Origin of the sequence: Streptomyces sp. ActVer (assembly GCF_027270795.1) — a bacterium.
Classification (GTDB): domain Bacteria; phylum Actinomycetota; class Actinomycetes; order Streptomycetales; family Streptomycetaceae; genus Streptomyces; species Streptomyces umbrinus_A.
Genome location: NZ_JAPWHT010000238.1, coordinates 1 through 15,978, shown reverse-complemented (window position 1 = coordinate 15,978; position 15,978 = coordinate 1). Strand labels below are relative to the sequence as shown.

Below are 15,978 nucleotides of genomic sequence, written 5' to 3'. Positions count from 1 at the left end.
CCGGGGACGCGCAGCCCACAGCCACCGGCGGGCGCCGGGCCCCACAGCAGGACCGCGGGGAGGGATGGGGCGGGGATCAGGGGCGCGTACGGGGTCGCCGCCTCGGTGACCGCCGTCGCGAACAGGTCGGCGTCCGCGGCGGCGAGCCCGCGCGCCCGGGCGCGCGCGCGGAGGGTGTCGCGATCCGGGGCGGTGAGGCGTTCGGCGTCCGGTGGCGGCGGGGGCAGGGGGACCGAGTCCAACTCGTGGACCAGGCGGGCCGGTTGCTCGTACACCGGGGTGTCGGGGTGCGCGCGGCGGGCGGCGTCGACGATGGCGGGGCCCGCGGTGCGGGTGTCGTACGCGCACAGGGCGGTCGTCGCGAACGGCGCGAAGAGGAGGTTGGCGAGCGACTCGTAGCGGATCCATTCGGTGGTCTCGCGCGTCGAGCGCCCGGCGCGGCCGCCCCAGTGCGGCTCCATGAGGAGGTGGATACGGCCGCCGGGCCCCGCGTTCGCGGCGAGGTAACCGGCGCTCTGGGCAACGGCGTTGGCCGCCGAGCCCGTGTACCACTCGGTGTGGGGCACCAAGGTGACGCTCTTGGCGTCCGTGCCCAGCGCGTCCCGCAGGAGGGCGAGTCTGCCGGGGTCGGCGATGGCCACGGGCGGTGGTTCGTCCGGTGCGGCGAGGCCCTCCGCGAGGAAGGGGAGCGCGGCCGCGACGAACGCGTCGTCGGAGCCGAAGACCGCCATGCGGTGGTCGAACGTCCCCGGGGGCGGGACTGGTTGACCCGGCTGGGACGGCCGGGTCGGCTTGGCTGGTTCGGCTGGTTCGGCTTGTTCGGCCGGCCTGGTTGGTTCGGCAGTCACGAGGGTTCCCCTTCTGTCGTATCCACCTGGTTGTGGGCGGGCCGCCCGGCTGTGGGCGAACTGCCCGGCTGTGGGCGGGCGTTGTGGCACCTCGCCCATCGGGACCCCGGGATCGGGGCTTCAGCGGCGGGCGGCGACCCATGCCGCGATCTGGCTGCGGTTGCTGAAGCCGAGCTTGCCGAGGATGCGTTCCACATGGCCTTCCGCGGTGCGGCGGGCGATCACCAGACGGTCGGCGATCTGCTGGTTGCCGAGCCCCTCGGCGACGAGCTCGGCGACCTCCCTCTCGCGCCGGGTGAGCGACGCGAGACGGGGGTCCGCCCTGACGGAGTCCGGGTGCGGGTTCCCGTCGGCCCGGCGGGGGCCCGGGACGACCGGTTTCCCGGCTTCCTGGATGGCGTACGAGACGATCGCGGTGAGCCCGAGCCCGCCGCCGCGCCGGTACGCCCGGTCGAAGACCCCCGGTCCGACGGCCGCCCGCACCCGCGTCTCGCTCTCCCTGCGCGCGGAGTTGTACGTCGTGGAGCCGAAGCGGTTGCCGTCGATGCCGGCCCAGACGCGGTCGGTGCCGCCGAGCAGGACGGCGGCGCGTTCGTGGGCGCCGCGGGCGGCGGTGATGACCACCAGCAGGTCGAGGGTGAGGCCGATGCCGATGACGTCGTGCACGGCGAGCTTGCGGCGCAGGGCGTCACGGGCGTGCGGCTCCGCGCGGTCCCACTCCTTGCGCTCCGCGTACGCGAGGGCGAGGACGCGCAGGACGTACGAGCGGACCCACTCCTCGCCGTGCTCCTCGCAGAGGCGGTGGGCGTCCTCGCAGACCTGGACGGCCCGGTCGGTGTGGCCCAGGAAGGCGAGGCTGGCGGCGAGTTCGACCTGGTCGAGGACGGCGAGGCTGGGGAGCTGGCCGTCGACGGGGTTGCGGGCGACGGCGGCCTCGTAGTGCGCCAGGGCGGCCGGGAGATCGTCGCCGAACAGGGCCATCAGGCCGAGCAGGTACTCGGCGTGCGCGACCTCGGCCGGGTCGCCGAGGCGGCGGGCGAGCGCGCGGGCGTCCTCGGCGCGGTGACGGCCCCTGGTGAGGTCCTCGGGGCAGCCGGCGAGCAGGCCCGCGACCCAGAGCGCCCTGGCGCGCTCCCGGGTGGGCTCGGGGTGCGCGTCGAGCGCGCGGTCCAGCCAGTACCGGCCCTCGCGGGGTGCCCCGCAGGCGTGCCAGTAGAACCACAGGGTCCCGGCGAGCCCGAGTCCGGCCCGGGCCTCGCCCGGTGCGGTGAGGCTGAACTCCAGGGCGGCCCGCAGGTTGTCCTGGTCGGCCCGCAGCCGGGCCACGATCTCCCGCTGCCCCGGCCCGAACCACCTGCGCTCGCACTCCGCGGCCACCTCCTGCGCCCAGTCCCGCTGGCGCCGCCGGGCCGCCGACTCCTCCCCGGGCCGCTGCCGCAGCTTGTCGAGTCCGTAGTGCCGCAGCGTGTCGAGCAGGCGGTATCTGGCCGTGCCGGGGCCGCCTTCTCTGCACAGCACGGATTTGTCCACCAGCCCGGCCACGGCTTCGAGGACGTCCTGGGGATGTACGTCGATGCTCTTGCCGTCGCCGAGGCTCGTACCGTCGCCCTGGTCGCCGTTCCCCCACTCGTCATCGTCATCGTGCGCGTCCGCGTATGCGTCCGCGCACACCGCCTCCGCCGCCTCCAGATCGAAGCTCCCCGCGAAGACCGAGGCCCGCGCCCACACCAACTGCTCCGCCTCCGTGCAGAGTTCGTGGCTCCAGTCGACCGCCGCGCGCAGTGTCTGGTGGCGGGGAAGAACGGCCGGGCTGCCCGTGGTGAGGAGGCGGTAGCGGTCGTCGAGCCGGGCGACGAGCTGGTCGACGCCGAGTACGCGCATCCGGACGGCCGCGAGTTCGATGGCGAGGGGCAGGCCGTCGAGGCGGCGGCAGAGGCGGGCCACGGCGGCCCGGTTGTCGGGGGTGAGTTCGAAGCCGGGGGCGACGGCCGCGGCCCGGTCGGCGAAGAGCGCCAGGGCCGGGTAGGTCGCGGCGGCCGAGAGGTCCGAGTCCGGGTCGGGCACCGGCAGGGGCCGTACGTCCAGGAGGTGTTCCTCCGTGAGGGCCAGGCGGTGGCGGCTCGTCGCGAGGACGCGGACGCCGGTCGTGCCGTGCAGCAGCGCGGCCGCCAACTCCGCGCAGGCGGACAGCAGATGCTCGCAGTTGTCGAGGACCAGGAGCAGTCGGCGGTCGCGCAGCTGCTCGACCAGCGTGTCCAGGGGCGGCTGTTCGGAGTGGTCGTGCAGGCCCAGCGCGTCGGCCGCGGCGAGCGGGACGAGCGCCGGGTCGTGCAGGCCGGCGAGGTGCGCGAAGCGCACGCCGTCCGGGAACGCCCGCTCGACCCGGGCGGCGATCCGCCCGGCCAGCCGCGTCTTGCCGACGCCGCCGGGTCCGGTCAGCGTGACCAGTCGTGCGGTGGCCAACAGCCGCCGACCCTCGGCCAGTTCGTCCCGCCGGTCGACGAAGCTGGTCGTCTCGACCGGTGGCTGGTGGACCCTTCGCGGCGCTGATCCGCCCATGATCAGCCAGTCCTCTGGGGTGTGAGACAGGAGCCGGAGTGGGGGGCTCCTCTTGCGCTGGCCCCCCAGCCTTCCGGCTGCGCCTCGGCTTCGCACGTGCGCGTCACACCCGTGGGTGCACTTTGGGTGGGTCCGCGACGTGTGGGGTGCGGGCGCGTACACTGCCGGGCCGCATATATGCATTGCGCCCGGCTTGTGCGCCCTGTGGTGCCCGGTGTGCGCGGGCGCTCCGCTTGGGCCGCCGGGTACCTGGGGTCACTGGGTGCCCGCGGGCCGGTAGGGGCTTGTCGCGCCCACGCGGCGGAGCCGCACATCGATACGGCCCCGCGCCCCTGAAGGGCGCGGGTCGGCATCACACGTACCGGCCGGCGCGCGGGGAACGGGCGCCGGCCGCCCGTCTCGTTTCGGCCGGTTCGCGACGGCCGGCTCCAGTCCGGCCTTGACCCGGACATGCCATAGTCCCACGATGAGCGTCACACCCGCATACGGGGTCCTGTCGGCGCATTCGGCGGACAGCCCCGGCACGTCGCACCGATCCACCCCCCGCTCCACTCCCCACACTTCCGGTGATCCCGGAATTTCTGGAGAAACCAGGAGAATCAATGCGGCTTCACATCAAAGGCGGCGGCACACCCGCCGCACCCCCCTCACCCGGCAGACGCGGCCGACGCACGGCCGCCCTCGCCACACTGCTCGCCCTGGCTCTCGCGGCCCCCATCGCCGCCACGACCAGCGCGAACGGCGCCTCCGGGGCGGCTCCCGCCTCCGACACGGAGGACATCCGTCAGTACGAGGTCCGTGTCCACGGCAGCACCTCGGCCACGCGTACGGCGATCTCCCAGGCGGGCGTGTCGATCGACGAGGCCGACGAGGAGACCGTCGTCGTCTCGGGACGCGCGGCCCAGGCGAAGAAGCTGCGGCAGCTCGGCTACGAGGTCACGGCCCTCGGCTCCGCCCCCGACCGGTCGAGCGCCGCGGACGTGGGCATCCTCGACTTCCCATCCGCCGACTCGCGCTATAACAACTACGCCGAGATGAACACGGAGATCAACCAGCGCCTGGCCGCCTACCCGAGCATCATGAGCAAGCGCGTGATCGGGAAGTCGTACCAGGGCCGGGACCTCGTCGCCATCAAGATCAGCGACAACGTCGCGACCGACGAGTCCGAGCCCGAGGTCCTGTTCACCCACCACCAGCACGCGCGCGAGCACCTCACCGTGGAGATGGCGCTCTATCTGCTGCGTGAGCTGGGCGCCGGGTACGGCTCCGACTCCCGCGTCACGAACATGGTGAACAACCGCGAGATCTGGATCGTCCCGGACCTCAACCCTGACGGCGGCGAGTACGACATCGCGTCCGGCGCCTACCGCTCGTGGCGCAAGAACCGCCAGCCCAACACCGGCAGTTCGTACGTCGGCACCGACCTGAACCGCAACTGGAACTACCGCTGGGGCTGCTGCGGCGGCTCGTCGGGGTCGACTTCCTCCGAGACCTACCGGGGTACCGCGCCGGAGTCCGCGCCCGAGGTGAAGGTCGTCGCCGACTTCGTACGCAGCCGGGTCGTGGGCGGCAAGCAGCAGATCAGGGCGGGCGTGGACTTCCACACGTACAGCGAGCTGGTGCTGTGGCCCTTCGGCTACACCAACGCGGACACCACGACGGGTATGACGGTCGACGACCGCAACGCCTTCGCCACGGTCGGGCAGAAGATGGCCGCCAGCAACGGCTACACGCCCGAGCAGTCCAGCGACCTCTACATCACCGACGGGTCGATCGACGACTACCTGTGGGGCAGTCAGAAGATCTTCGCCTACACCTTCGAGATGTATCCGGGGTCCAGTGGCGGGGGCGGGTTCTACCCGCCCGACGAGGTGATCGAGCGGGAGACCACGCGCAACCGGGACCCGGTGCTGCAGTTGTTGGAGAACGCCGACTGCATGTACCGGTCCATCGGGAAGGAAGCGCAGTACTGCAGTTGAGTCGGGTCGGCTGAGGTGCGTGGGGAACTGCGGGGCCGTTGTGGCTGGTCGCGCAGTTCCCCGCGCTCCTTACGGGGCGCTCTCCTCGGCCTCGGTCTCTTCCGCTTCGGATGCCTCTTCGGCGTCCTCGAAGTACGAGTCCAGGACCTCGTCCAGCTGGGTCTCCCACTCCTTGAAGCGGGACCTGGCCGACGCCTCGATCTCGATCGGGTACCAGCGGCGGTCGGGAGTGTGCACCGTGATGGTGAACCGCTTCCCGAAGCGCGGTGACTCGGTCTCGACCGCGCCGATCTCCTCCCAGCGGAACTCGGCCTCCTGGTCGTCCAGGCTCAGCCGTACGCCACTGTGGTCGGCGACGATCTTCGCGCGGCGGTCGGAGGCCTCGAAGACGGGACCGCCCTCGGGAGCCTCCTCGGGCTCCTCCGGCTCACCGCTGGAGGGTTCCTCGCCGGAAGGTTCTTCCCCGGAGGGCTCGTCGTTGGAGGGTTCCTCCTCTGCGGCTTCCTTCTTGAGGTTCGTCTGCTTGGCAGGCGTCCGCTTCCCGGGGGCCGTCTCCTCCTCAGGGGCCGTCTCCCCGTCCGAGGCCGTCTCCTCGGAGACGGCCTCCTTCGGCTCGGCGGGGCGCGGGCCCGTGATGCCGGGCACGACCGCCGGGTCGACCGCGGCGCCTTGCAGGGGCTGGATGTTGGGTCCTATGCGCTGCTCCACAGCGGGCAGTATGGTCGACGATCCTGTGTCGAGAACAGTCGGCCTCCGCTTCGTCCCGCTATATGAAGATACCCAGCAGCGCCGCCACCGCGAAGCCCGCCACCGACAGGACCGTTTCCAGGACCGTCCAGGACTTGAGGGTGTCGCGTTCGGAGATGCCGAAGTACTTGGCGACGATCCAGCTGCGTCTATTGGCGCGCTCCGCGCGCGGGCTCCGTCGTTGACGTGCGAGGCGAAGATCGAACCGGCCGAGATCGCCATGATGACCACTTGGTTCCGTGACCGCAGAAGGCCTCGAAGTACGCGTTTTGGAGTTCTCTCCCACCATGAGGCAGAAGACTCTCCCCTGGATCGCTCCGGGGAGTTGGGCAGCACTCATGTCTGGTTCCACAATGCCCGTGCGGCATGCGCCTGTTGGTCGAGCCGGTCTGCCTGTGCGGACGACAGAGCGAGACGGGCGCGATGCCCTCGTCGACGCTTCACCGTCTCGCCCACAACCGTCTCCTCCACGCTGGTTCCGTTGATCAGATCAACGGAACCAACGGAGAGAGGTCACGGGTTCGACCCACGAACAATCAGCCGAGTACCGCTAGGGCGTCGATCTCGACCAGGAGCCCCTTGGGCAGCCCGACGTAGACCGTGGTCCGGGCGGGAGGCACCTCCTTCAGGCTCGCGAAGTACTGGTCGTAGATCCCGTTGAACTCGGCGAAGTGGTCCACCTCCGTGAGGTACACGCGGATCATCATCGCGTCGTCCCAGGAGGCGCCGCCCTCTTCGAGGATGGCCTTGACGTTGGCGAGGGTCTGGAGAGTCTGCTCCCGCAGGGTCGGGCCCGCGGGCGTGGGGGGCTCGCCCTCCACCGCGGGCAGGAAGCCGACCTGGCCCGCGACCTGGAGGATGTTCCCCTTCCTGACGCCGTGCGAGAACCTGGCCGGCGGGATGGTGTGGGTCTTGGGGGTGAGAGCTGTCTTCTCGGTCTTGTCTGTCATGAACTGCTTTCCTTCGCGGGGGTTCTGCCGGAGTACTCGCCGCTGATCGCGTCCGCCGTACGGCGCACCAGTGGGAGCAGTGTGAGGAGTTCGTCGGCGGTGACGACCACGTTCGGGGCGGATACGGACATGGCTGCGACCACGCGGCCGTCGGCGCCTCGGATGGGGGCTGCCACGCAGTTGATGGACTCTTCGTGGCCGCCCAGGTCCGTGGCCCAGCCCTGGTCTCTCACCTTCTCCAACTCCCTCAGGAACGCCGGGGCGTTGGGGGTCGAGCGGGATGTGTACATCGGGTAGTCGAGTTTGTCGGCGAACGTGTGGCGCTCGGGTTCCGGGAGGTCTGCGAGGAGCAGTTTCGCCACTGCGGCGACCGTGATGGCCACCGGTTTGCCGATGCGGGAGTACATGCGGACCGGGTAGCGGCTCTCGACCTTGTCGATGTAGAGGACCTCGCCCTCCTCGTGCACGGCGAGGTGGACGGTGTGGCCGCACTGCTCGTTGAGGCGTACGAGGTGGGGGTGGGCGATCTCCCGTACGTCCAGGTTCTCCACGGCCTCCTGGGCCAGGGCGAAGAGGCGGGCTCCCAGGCGGTAGCGCTGGTCGGACTGGCGGTAGACGAGGCCGTGTTCGTGGAGCGTGCGCAGGAGGCGCAGGGCGGTGGACTTGTGGACGCCCAGGCGGTCGGCGACCTGGCCCAGGTCGGCGGGGCCCTCGGCTAGGAGCGGCAGGATGGACAGCGCTCTGTCGACGGTCTGGCTCATGGGGTGGGTACCTCCTCCTGGGCCCGGTCTGCGGGGTGCGTCCAGCCGGGGCCGAGTCGAAGTGTGCCCCACGCGTCGTCGTCCAGGGCGGCGAGGCGGTCGGCGTGGTCGCGGTCGGGGGGTGCGCCCAGGTCTCCGGGGTCGGTGAGCGTCGCGGCGGCCATGAGGTGGCCGTGGCGGTGGCGGGTCCCCGGGGGGAGTCCGCGGAGTGTTGCCGACAGGAAGCCTGCCGCGAAGGCGTCGCCTGCTCCTACTGGGGCTACTACGTCCACCTGGAGGGCGGGGACGAAGGTGATCGTGTCGGTTGGGTGGCGCGCAGTGGTCTGGTCGCTCTGGCGTGGGGTGTGCGGCTTGCGCGCCGTGGTGCGTTCGCCCTCGTTCTGGAGCGGGGTCGGGTGCGCGCCGGGGGGTATCCGTCCTCGGTCTGGCGTGGAATCGGTCGCCTGAGAAGGGCTACGAGTTGACACGCCATCCGCTGCGGGCGGACACCCCCCGACACGCCCCCTTCCGTCCGTGGGCGGGTGCGGGTGCGTGGGGGGCACTGTCTCGAAGGCCGTGGCGCCTTGGCTGCCGGCCTTGACCACCAGTACGCGGGGTTCCGGGAGCGCGGCGCGGATCGCGGTGGGGCCGCCTGTGATGCCCCAGGCCTCCTCCGCCTCGTCCTCGCCCACGAAGACGAGGTCTGCTCCGCGGGCGAGTGCGAGGAGGGTGGCTCCTGCTTTGGACGGGGTCGGCCAGAGGCCTGCTCGGTAGTTGACGTCGAACGAGATCAGGGGGCGGTTGGGGGCGGGTGCCGTGAGGGCTGTCAGGAGGGAGAGGCAGTCGGGGGAGAGTGCCGCCGTGATGCCGGAGAGGTGGAGGATTCGGCCCGAGTGGATGGCCGCCATGTCGGCGGTGGCCTTGGACATGGCCGAGGCCGCGGAGCCTGTGCGGTAGTACGCCACCTCGTGGGCGTCGGTGGAACGGTCGCTCGCCGTGCGGAAGTAGATGCCTGTGGGGCGGGTGGGGTCGCGCTGTACGGCGGAGGTGTCGACGCCGTACGCCCCGATCGCCTCGGTCAGGTGGTCGCCGAAGCCGTCGGCGCCCACCCGGCCGACCCACTTCGCGGTGTGGCCGGCGGCGGCCAGTGCGCAGGCCACGTTGGACTCCGCGCCGCCGATCGCCCGGTCGAAGGACGGCACGTCCGCGAGGCGGCCCGGGAGGGAGGGGAGGAACGTGACCATGGACTCGCCGAGGGTGACGACATCCACGGCGGGCGCGGCGGCCGTGGGGGCGGGTCCGGTGGGGGTCACGATGGCTTGGGCTCCTTGGCCTTTGGGGGTCTCTGCGGCTTCGTTGACCCGGCGTTGGCCGAGATGTTAGACAGCAGTAAGCGCGACACGCAATGACTGTTGCAAGGAGTGCAACGGCGAATATCTGGGAGGCTTCATGGCCGCCGATTCCGGCACTGGTGCGGAGCGTCTTGCCGCGCTCGCGGACGAACGTGTCGACCACCGGTTCAAGGGGCTCCCGCCCGATGCCGACGGGCTCACGGTCGGCGAGCTGGCCGCTCAGCGCCGCAATCTGTTCAGTGGTGGGTTCACCACTCCGGTGCTCGCCCTGTCCGCCGAGCGGCTTGAGCACAATCTGCGGCTCATGGAGACGTACTCGGTCCGGCACGGGCTCGCCTTCGCCCCGCACGGCAAGACCTCCATGGCTCCCCAACTTTTTCAGCGGCAGATCGAGCGTGGGGCCTGGGGGATCACGCTGGCCGTGCCTCATCAGGTGCGGGTTGCGCGGGCGTTCGGGGTCCAGCGCGTTTTTCTGGCGAATGAAGTGGTGGATGCCGCTGCCCTGAAGTGGGTTTCCTCCCAGCTCGACGCCGATCCCGGGTTTCGTTTTGTTTGTTACGTCGACTCCGTGCGCGGGGTGGAGTTGATGGATTCCGCGTTGCGGGGTGGTCGTCGGCCCGTCGACGTCGTTGTTGAGCTGGCTGCCGGTGAGGGTGCTCGGACCGGGGTGCGGACGGAGGAAGAGTGCGTCGCCGTCGCGGATGCCGTCGCCGGTGTGGACACCTTGCGGCTGGTTGGTGTTGCGGGGTACGAGGGGGAGGTTCCGGACGCCGATTCGGAGCGGGTGCATGGCTGGCTGCGGCGGCTTGTCGCGTTGGCCGTCGACTTCGACAAGGACGGTCGCTTCGACGGGGTCGAAGAGATTGTGGTGAGTGCGGGGGGCAGCGCCTGGTTCGATGCCGTTGCCGATGTCTTTGCCGGGATTCCCGAACTGTCGCTGCCTGTGCTGAAGTTGCTGCGGTCCGGTGCCTATGTCTCGCACGATGACGGGCACTACCGGAAGATCACCCCGTTCAACCGGGTTCCCGAGGAGGGCGCCCTGCAGCCCGCGTTCCGGCTCTGGGCCCAGGTTGTTTCCCGTCCGTCGGCCGAGCAGGCCTTCGTCAACGCCGGCAAGCGGGATGCCGCCTATGACCTTGATCTGCCCGAGGTGCAGGTGCTGCGCTCGGATGAGGGGGAGCGGTCCGCCGACGGTGTCGCGGTCACCGGTCTGTCCGATCAGCACGCCTGGATTCGTACGGCCGAAGGGGTCGGGCTCCAGGTCGGTGACTGGGTGGGGATGGGGCTCTCGCATCCCTGTACGTCCTTCGACAAGTGGGAGCTGATTCCGGTGGTGGAGCAGGACGGCACGGTCGTCGACTACATCCGCACCTACTTCTAGGAGCCCGCCATGATGGACCTCGTAGTGCGTGACGTGGAGGTTGTCGACGGGAGCGGAGGCCCCTCCTACCGGGCCGACGTGGGCATCGAGGGCGGCAGGATCACGGCCGTCGTCCAGGAGGCCGCTGCTGCTGGGTGCCTGCGGCCTGTGGCCCGCCGCGTTCTGGACGCCGAGGGGCTCGTCCTCTCCCCCGGCTTCATCGACATGCACGCCCACAGCGATCTGGCCCTGCTCCGGGACCCCGACCACAGCGCGAAGGTCGCCCAGGGCGTGACGCTGGAGGTCATCGGGCAGGACGGGCTGTCGTACGCCCCCGTCGACGACCGGACCCTCGCCGAGGTGCGCAGGGCCATCACCGGGTGGAACGGCAACGGGGACGACATCGACTTCACCTGGCGGTCCGTGGGCGAGTATCTGGATCGGCTGGATCACGGTTTCGGTGGCGAGGGCATCGCCGTCAATGCCGCCTATCTCATTCCTCAGGGCTCTGTGCGGATGCTCGCTGTCGGCTGGGACGATCGCGAGGCGACGCCACGGGAACTGGACCGGATGCGGCAGTTGGTCGCCGAGGGGATGAGGGAGGGCGCGGTCGGGATGTCTTCGGGGCTCACGTATGCCCCGGGCATGTACGCCAAGGACGCCGAACTCACCGAGTTGTGCCGGGTGGTGGCTGAGTACGGGGGTTACTACTGCCCGCACCATCGGTCGTACGGAGCCGGCGCCCTGGATGCGTACAGAGAGATGGTGGAGCTCACGCGCGAGGCGGGCTGCTCCCTTCATCTGGCCCACGCCACCATGAACTTCGGTGTGAACAAGGGCAGAGGGCCCGAGTTGCTGGCGCTCGTCGATGACGCGCTGGCCGGTGGGGCCGACATCAGTCTGGACACCTATCCGTACACGCCCGGCTGCACGACTCTCGTGGCCATGCTGCCCAGTTGGGCGAGCGAGGGGGGTCCCGAGGCGATTCTCGCCCGGCTGCGGGAGGAGGGGACCGCGGAGAAGATCCGCCATCACATGGAAGTGGTGGGTGCGGACGGGTGCCACGGCGTTCCCATCGAGTGGGACACCATCGAGATTTCCGGGGTGGCTGATCCGGCGCTCGCGGAGTGTGTGGGCCGGACGGTTCAGGAGTCGGCCGACGCTCGTGGTGAGGCTCCCTGGGTCACCGCGCGGCGGCTGCTCCTCGACGACGGGCTCGGCTCGACGATCCTCCAGCACGTCGGGCACGAGGAGAACGTGCAGGCGATCATGCGGCACCGCGTCCACACCGGCGGCTCGGACGGCATCCTGCGCGGCGACAAGCCCCACCCGCGCGCGTACGGCACGTTCCCGCAGTATCTCGGCCGGTATGTGAGGGAGTTGGGCGTTCTCGGTCTTGAGGAGTGCGTCGCCCATCTGACGTCGCGGCCCGCGGCCCGGCTCCGGCTGCCCGACCGCGGGCTGGTCCGCGAGGGGTACCGGGCGGATCTGGTGCTGTTCGATCCGGCCACGGTGGCGGCGGGGTCGACCTTCGAGGACCCCCGCGTACTTCCGACGGGCATTCCGTACGTCCTGATCGACGGGCGTTTCGTCATGGAGGACGGGCACCGGACGGATGTGCTCGCGGGGCGGGCGGTGCGCGGAAGTGCTCCGTGACCGCCCGCCGCGGGATCACGGCTTGGGCAGGGTGCACCCGCTCGCGCTCAGGTCGAGCTTGTTGTCGATGCCGAAGCACGCCGGGATCTGGTAGGTCTCCTGGGCGTAGTTGATGCCCGCGCGGACGGTCACGTTGCCGCTCTCGTCGACCTCACAGGGGTTGTTGTCGGTGCAGCGACCGCCGTCCTCGTTGCCGGTGTTGTTGACGGCGACGACGTTGCCGGTGGCGTTGTCGACCACGGGCGAGCCCGAGGTGCCGCCGATGGTCTGGCAGGCCGAGGTGTAGCGGACCGAGTCCTTCCAGGTCCAGGCGCCTTCCTTGAGGCGGTACGCGAAGCCGTCGACGTTGCAGGCGTAAGTCCGCTTCCAGTAGCCCGAGACGACCGTGATGGCGGTCCCGACGACCGGGCGCGTGTCGTTCAGCGTCAACGGGCTGATGTTGTACGAGCTCTTGATCTGCGCGTACGTGGTGGTGAGCTGGTACAGCGAGACGTCCGTGTCGGTCATCGTCGCGTACGCGATCTTGCTGGCGCGCAGGGTGGCGACCCGGCTGCCCGCTGCGTTGAGCAGGCCGAAGGTGCGACTGGATGCCTGGTCGACGATGACCTCGCCGGCCGCGGGGAAGCCGGTCTCCAGACAGTGGCCGTTGGACATGACCATCGCCGGGTCGTTGTCCTCCGAGTCCGGGAAGCGGACGACGGAGCCCGAGCAGTTGCTGAGCGAGACGGTGCCGGCGAAGTTGACGGCCTGGACGGTCGGCGCGGTGATCCTGGACACGGCCGCCGTCGTGGACGTGACGGCGTCTCTGACCACCGAGGTGGCGGTGTCCGTGTCCACGACGCCCACTGACTGGGGGTCGGGCGCCGCGACCGCGGGTGCCGCGCCCGCCCCGGCTATCACCAGGGCGAAGAGCGCGGCGCCGAGAGGCTTTCTCATGTGGGGGTCCCCTCATTGTGACTCGGGCGGCCGGAGAATTTCCGGCCGCCCATACGTCTGTCATGCACATTGTGAAGTGAGAGGGGGGTGTGGGCAAGGAGCTGCTTCAGGCGCGGCGTTGGCGGATTCCCTCGCGTTCCCGGACTGCTCCTGCCCATCCCCCGGCACGGTGAACGTGAACGGGATCGCCCACGGGAGTCGTGCGGCGGCCTGGCCGGCTCGGGGGCGGCCCGGCCGGTGCCGAGCAGGTCGACCTGCCGAGTCCGGCGGCTGCTCGGGCCGGGCGGCGGTTACTTGGGCCGGGGGACGGTTACTTGGGCCCCTTGGTGCCACCCTGGCCGCGCCCCGGCTTGCCGTCGGAGTTGCCCGGGCCCCTCGGATTCGTGGTGGCGGTGGGTGCGGAGGGGGCCGAAGGGGTGGTGGGGGACCTGGCCGAGGGGTTCTCGGTCTCGTCACCCGTCGGGGCGAGGCTCGCCGAACTGCTCGGGTCCCCTGTGCGAGACGGCTCCCCGCCGTCGGACGACCGTGCGGCGGGGGCTCCGCCCGAGGTCTTGGCGTCCGTGGGCGACGCGGGATCCCCGGCCGTCGGGCTCGTGCGGTCCTCGTTGCCCCGCGCTCCGCCGTCCGACGGCCCGAAGGAGAAGCCTGCCATCACGGCGGCCAGGGACACCGCGCCCACCGCCCCGGCGGCGACCGCCACACGCCGTGACGTCAAGGCCCTGGGCTTCCGCCGGGAACGACGGCCGCCGGCCCGGTGGCCGTCGCCCGGACGGCCGCCGCCGACCCAGCGGGGATCTTCCGCTCCGGCTGCCACGGGTGGCAGCTCACGGGTCTCGTCGTACGCGTTCTGCCAGCCGTGGGCAGTCGCCGGGTCGGCGTACTCGTCGTACGCCGGGGTCTCCTCGACCTGCGGGTGATACACGATCGGCGGGACCACGGGCTCGTCGCCTTCCCGATGCGCACCATGGGTTTCCGGCGCGCCGGCCGCGTTGTTCGCGGCGTTCGCGCCGGACACCCCGTTTTCGTTCTCAGGTGGCCTCGACATGGCCGCGCATTGTAGGGACGGGAGAGGCCGACGGGACAGCTACCGGCGATAACCACTCAAACCACCCGTCTCACGTGGTGGAAAACACGCCGCGGGAAGCGTTACCCGGCCGTAAGCTCACGGACATGCAGGTGATCCAGTCGACCAAGCTCGCCAACGTCTGTTACGAGATCCGGGGCCCGGTGCTCGAGGAGGCGATGCGGCTGGAAGCGGCCGGGCATCGCATTCTCAAGCTGAACACGGGGAATCCGGCCGCGTTCGGGTTCGAGTGTCCGCCCGAGATCCTGGAGGACATCCTCCGCAACGTCTCGTCGGCACACGGGTACGGCGACGCGAAGGGCCTGCTCGCTGCGCGCCGGGCCGTCGTCATGCACAACCAGACCCTCGGCATCGAGACCGACGTCGAGCACGTCTTCATCGGCAACGGCGTCTCCGAGCTGATCGTGATGGCGATGCAGGGGCTGCTGGACGACGGCGACGAGGTGCTCGTACCGGCACCCGACTACCCCCTGTGGACCGCCGCCGTGTCGCTGTCCGGCGGTACGGCCGTGCACTACCGGTGCGACGAGCAGTCCGACTGGATGCCCGATCTGGCCGACGTGGAACGGAAGGTCACCGACCGCACCAAGGCGATCGTGATCATCAACCCGAACAACCCGACGGGCGCGGTCTACGACGAGGCGATGCTGCGCGGGCTGACCGACATCGCCCGCCGCCACAACCTGCTGGTCTGCTCGGACGAGATCTACGACAAGATCCTGTACGACGAGGCCACGCACACACCGACCGCCAAGGTCGCCCCCGACCTGCTGACGCTCACCTTCAACGGCATGTCGAAGGCGTACCGGGTGGCCGGGTACCGGGTCGGGTGGATGTCGATCTCGGGGCCGCGGGCGCACGCCGACTCGTACATCGAGGGGCTGACCATCCTCGCGAACATGCGGCTGTGCGCGAACATGCCGGGTCAGCACGGTGTGGTCGCCGCGCTGAGCGGGCGGCAGACGATCAACGAGCTCGTGCTTCCCGGCGGGCGGCTGCGGGAGCAGCGGGACGTGGCGCACGCGCTGCTGACGCAGATTCCGGGCGTGACGTGCGTGAAGCCGAAGGGCGCGCTCTATCTCTTCCCGCGCCTCGACCCGAAGGTCTTCAAGATCAAGGACGACCGGCAGATGGTGCTGGACCTGCTGCGCACCGAGAAGATCATGGTGGTGCAGGGGACGGGCTTCAACTGGCCGGAGCCCGATCACTTCCGGGTCGTCACCCTGCCCACGGCCCGGGACCTGACGGACGCCGTGACCCGGATCGGGAACTTCCTGGACGGATACGGCCAGCCCTGACACCCAATCAGTCACGCTCCGTGTTCATTCGGCCCCCTTTTCCGAATCGGCTCAACTTTAGACGAAATCCAAGCTAGGATGGTTTCCTGTCAGAGCACAGGAGGCCATCTCCCATGTACGAACCGATCCGCACCAAGTCGGTCCACACGATGGCCGGCACCGCCGACTTTCCCCATCGGTCGCGCGAAGAGGAGCTGGACATCCAGCTCGCCGGTCACCTCGCGGCACTGCTGGCCGTGACCGACGAGCTGCGCGGCATCGAACCGTCCGCCGAGCTCGACGTCGCCGCCGAACGGCTGACCGCGCAGGTCGCGCGTCTTCGCGGGGGCCGTCCGCCGGTCCGCGCGTCGGCGACCGGTGCCGGTACCACCGCCGGGTCCGCCCAGATCACGGCGTTCCATGGGCGGGCGCTCGCCCTCGCGGGCCGCGCCCTCGTCGTCGCGGCGTCCCGCGCCGGCACGGCCGCCGC

The 15,978-nt window shown here is 70.5% G+C and carries 13 protein-coding genes and 1 pseudogene; 5 read left to right on the top strand and 9 right to left on the bottom strand.

Features of this window, described 5'->3' with window-relative positions; genetic code table 11:
* Together O3Q52_RS31830 and O3Q52_RS31825 are read right to left on the bottom strand one after the other, a co-directional pair.
* The coding region (locus O3Q52_RS31830) for an MEDS domain-containing protein (RefSeq protein ID WP_269652148.1) at positions 1 to 731 on the bottom strand (731 nt) is incomplete at its 3' end.
* A gap of 237 nt (positions 732 to 968) precedes the next feature.
* Positions 969 to 3,407, bottom strand: a complete 2,439-nt coding sequence (locus O3Q52_RS31825; protein ID WP_269652147.1) for a LuxR C-terminal-related transcriptional regulator — start codon at positions 3,405 to 3,407, stop codon at positions 969 to 971.
* Positions 3,408 to 4,009: 602 nt separating this feature from the next.
* On the opposite strand from O3Q52_RS31825, the gene O3Q52_RS31820 reads away from it, so the two are divergent.
* Entirely contained in the window at positions 4,010 to 5,386 is a 1,377-nt protein-coding gene (locus O3Q52_RS31820) for a M14 family metallopeptidase (protein ID WP_269652146.1), read from the top strand.
* Positions 5,387 to 5,455: 69 nt separating this feature from the next.
* Here O3Q52_RS31820 and O3Q52_RS31815 read toward each other — a convergent pair whose 3' ends face one another.
* The 5 genes and pseudogenes from O3Q52_RS31815 to O3Q52_RS31795 form a co-directional block, all read right to left on the bottom strand.
* Positions 5,456 to 6,094, bottom strand: coding sequence for a hypothetical protein (locus tag O3Q52_RS31815; RefSeq protein ID WP_269652145.1), 639 nt, complete (start codon positions 6,092 to 6,094; stop codon positions 5,456 to 5,458).
* 58 nt (positions 6,095 to 6,152) lie between these two features.
* Positions 6,153 to 6,364: pseudogene (locus O3Q52_RS31810) on the bottom strand (hypothetical protein); the annotation flags it as partial.
* A 305-nt stretch (positions 6,365 to 6,669) separates the two neighbouring features.
* Positions 6,670 to 7,083, bottom strand: coding sequence for a RidA family protein (locus tag O3Q52_RS31805; RefSeq protein ID WP_269652144.1), 414 nt, complete (start codon positions 7,081 to 7,083; stop codon positions 6,670 to 6,672).
* The gene (locus tag O3Q52_RS31800; RefSeq protein ID WP_269652143.1) at positions 7,080 to 7,844 is read right to left on the bottom strand and encodes an IclR family transcriptional regulator; all 765 of its coding nucleotides are present in this window, start codon (positions 7,842 to 7,844) and stop codon (positions 7,080 to 7,082) included. Before O3Q52_RS31800 ends, O3Q52_RS31805 begins: the two co-directional genes overlap by 4 nt.
* Positions 7,841 to 9,136 (bottom strand): sugar kinase, encoded by a 1,296-nt coding sequence (locus O3Q52_RS31795; RefSeq protein WP_269652142.1) that lies wholly within the window; start codon positions 9,134 to 9,136, stop codon positions 7,841 to 7,843. Before O3Q52_RS31795 ends, O3Q52_RS31800 begins: the two co-directional genes overlap by 4 nt.
* Positions 9,137 to 9,272: 136 nt before the next feature.
* Between O3Q52_RS31795 and O3Q52_RS31790 the strand changes: the two genes are divergently transcribed.
* Both O3Q52_RS31790 and O3Q52_RS31785 read left to right on the top strand, forming a co-directional pair.
* A complete protein-coding gene (locus O3Q52_RS31790) occupies positions 9,273 to 10,556 on the top strand; it encodes an amino acid deaminase (RefSeq protein WP_269652141.1) in 1,284 nt (427 codons plus the stop codon).
* A gap of 9 nt (positions 10,557 to 10,565) precedes the next feature.
* Positions 10,566 to 12,191, top strand: coding sequence for an amidohydrolase family protein (locus O3Q52_RS31785; RefSeq protein WP_269652140.1), 1,626 nt, complete (start codon positions 10,566 to 10,568; stop codon positions 12,189 to 12,191).
* A 15-nt stretch (positions 12,192 to 12,206) separates the two neighbouring features.
* Here O3Q52_RS31785 and O3Q52_RS31780 read toward each other — a convergent pair whose 3' ends face one another.
* On the bottom strand, positions 12,207 to 13,127 hold the full coding sequence (locus O3Q52_RS31780; RefSeq protein WP_269652139.1) for a serine protease: 921 nt from the start codon (positions 13,125 to 13,127) through the stop codon (positions 12,207 to 12,209).
* A 310-nt stretch (positions 13,128 to 13,437) separates the two neighbouring features.
* Positions 13,438 to 14,172 carry a hypothetical protein gene (locus tag O3Q52_RS31775; RefSeq protein ID WP_269652138.1) on the bottom strand — a complete coding sequence of 245 codons (735 nt, stop codon included), beginning with the start codon at positions 14,170 to 14,172 and terminating at the stop codon, positions 13,438 to 13,440.
* Between the two features lie 125 nt (positions 14,173 to 14,297).
* Between O3Q52_RS31775 and O3Q52_RS31770 the strand changes: the two genes are divergently transcribed.
* Together O3Q52_RS31770 and O3Q52_RS31765 are read left to right on the top strand one after the other, a co-directional pair.
* Positions 14,298 to 15,509, top strand: coding sequence for a pyridoxal phosphate-dependent aminotransferase (locus tag O3Q52_RS31770; RefSeq protein ID WP_055614150.1), 1,212 nt, complete (start codon positions 14,298 to 14,300; stop codon positions 15,507 to 15,509).
* A 113-nt stretch (positions 15,510 to 15,622) separates the two neighbouring features.
* The coding region (locus O3Q52_RS31765) for a hypothetical protein (protein WP_269652137.1) at positions 15,623 to 15,978 on the top strand (356 nt) is incomplete at its 3' end.

What these genes read in the sequence shown, in the direction of transcription:
- O3Q52_RS31790 (WP_269652141.1), top strand. Translation starts at nt 9,273, where the DNA reads ATGGCCGCCGATTCCGGCACTGGTGCGGAGCGTCTTGCCGCGCTCGCG.
- O3Q52_RS31805 (WP_269652144.1), bottom strand. Translation starts at nt 7,083, where the DNA reads ATGACAGACAAGACCGAGAAGACAGCTCTCACCCCCAAGACCCACACC.
- O3Q52_RS31825 (WP_269652147.1), bottom strand. Translation starts at nt 3,407, where the DNA reads ATGGGCGGATCAGCGCCGCGAAGGGTCCACCAGCCACCGGTCGAGACG.
- O3Q52_RS31775 (WP_269652138.1), bottom strand. Translation starts at nt 14,172, where the DNA reads ATGTCGAGGCCACCTGAGAACGAAAACGGGGTGTCCGGCGCGAACGCC.
- O3Q52_RS31785 (WP_269652140.1), top strand. Translation starts at nt 10,566, where the DNA reads ATGATGGACCTCGTAGTGCGTGACGTGGAGGTTGTCGACGGGAGCGGA.
- O3Q52_RS31820 (WP_269652146.1), top strand. Translation starts at nt 4,010, where the DNA reads ATGCGGCTTCACATCAAAGGCGGCGGCACACCCGCCGCACCCCCCTCA.
- O3Q52_RS31800 (WP_269652143.1), bottom strand. Translation starts at nt 7,844, where the DNA reads ATGAGCCAGACCGTCGACAGAGCGCTGTCCATCCTGCCGCTCCTAGCC.
- O3Q52_RS31770 (WP_055614150.1), top strand. Translation starts at nt 14,298, where the DNA reads ATGCAGGTGATCCAGTCGACCAAGCTCGCCAACGTCTGTTACGAGATC.
- O3Q52_RS31780 (WP_269652139.1), bottom strand. Translation starts at nt 13,127, where the DNA reads ATGAGAAAGCCTCTCGGCGCCGCGCTCTTCGCCCTGGTGATAGCCGGG.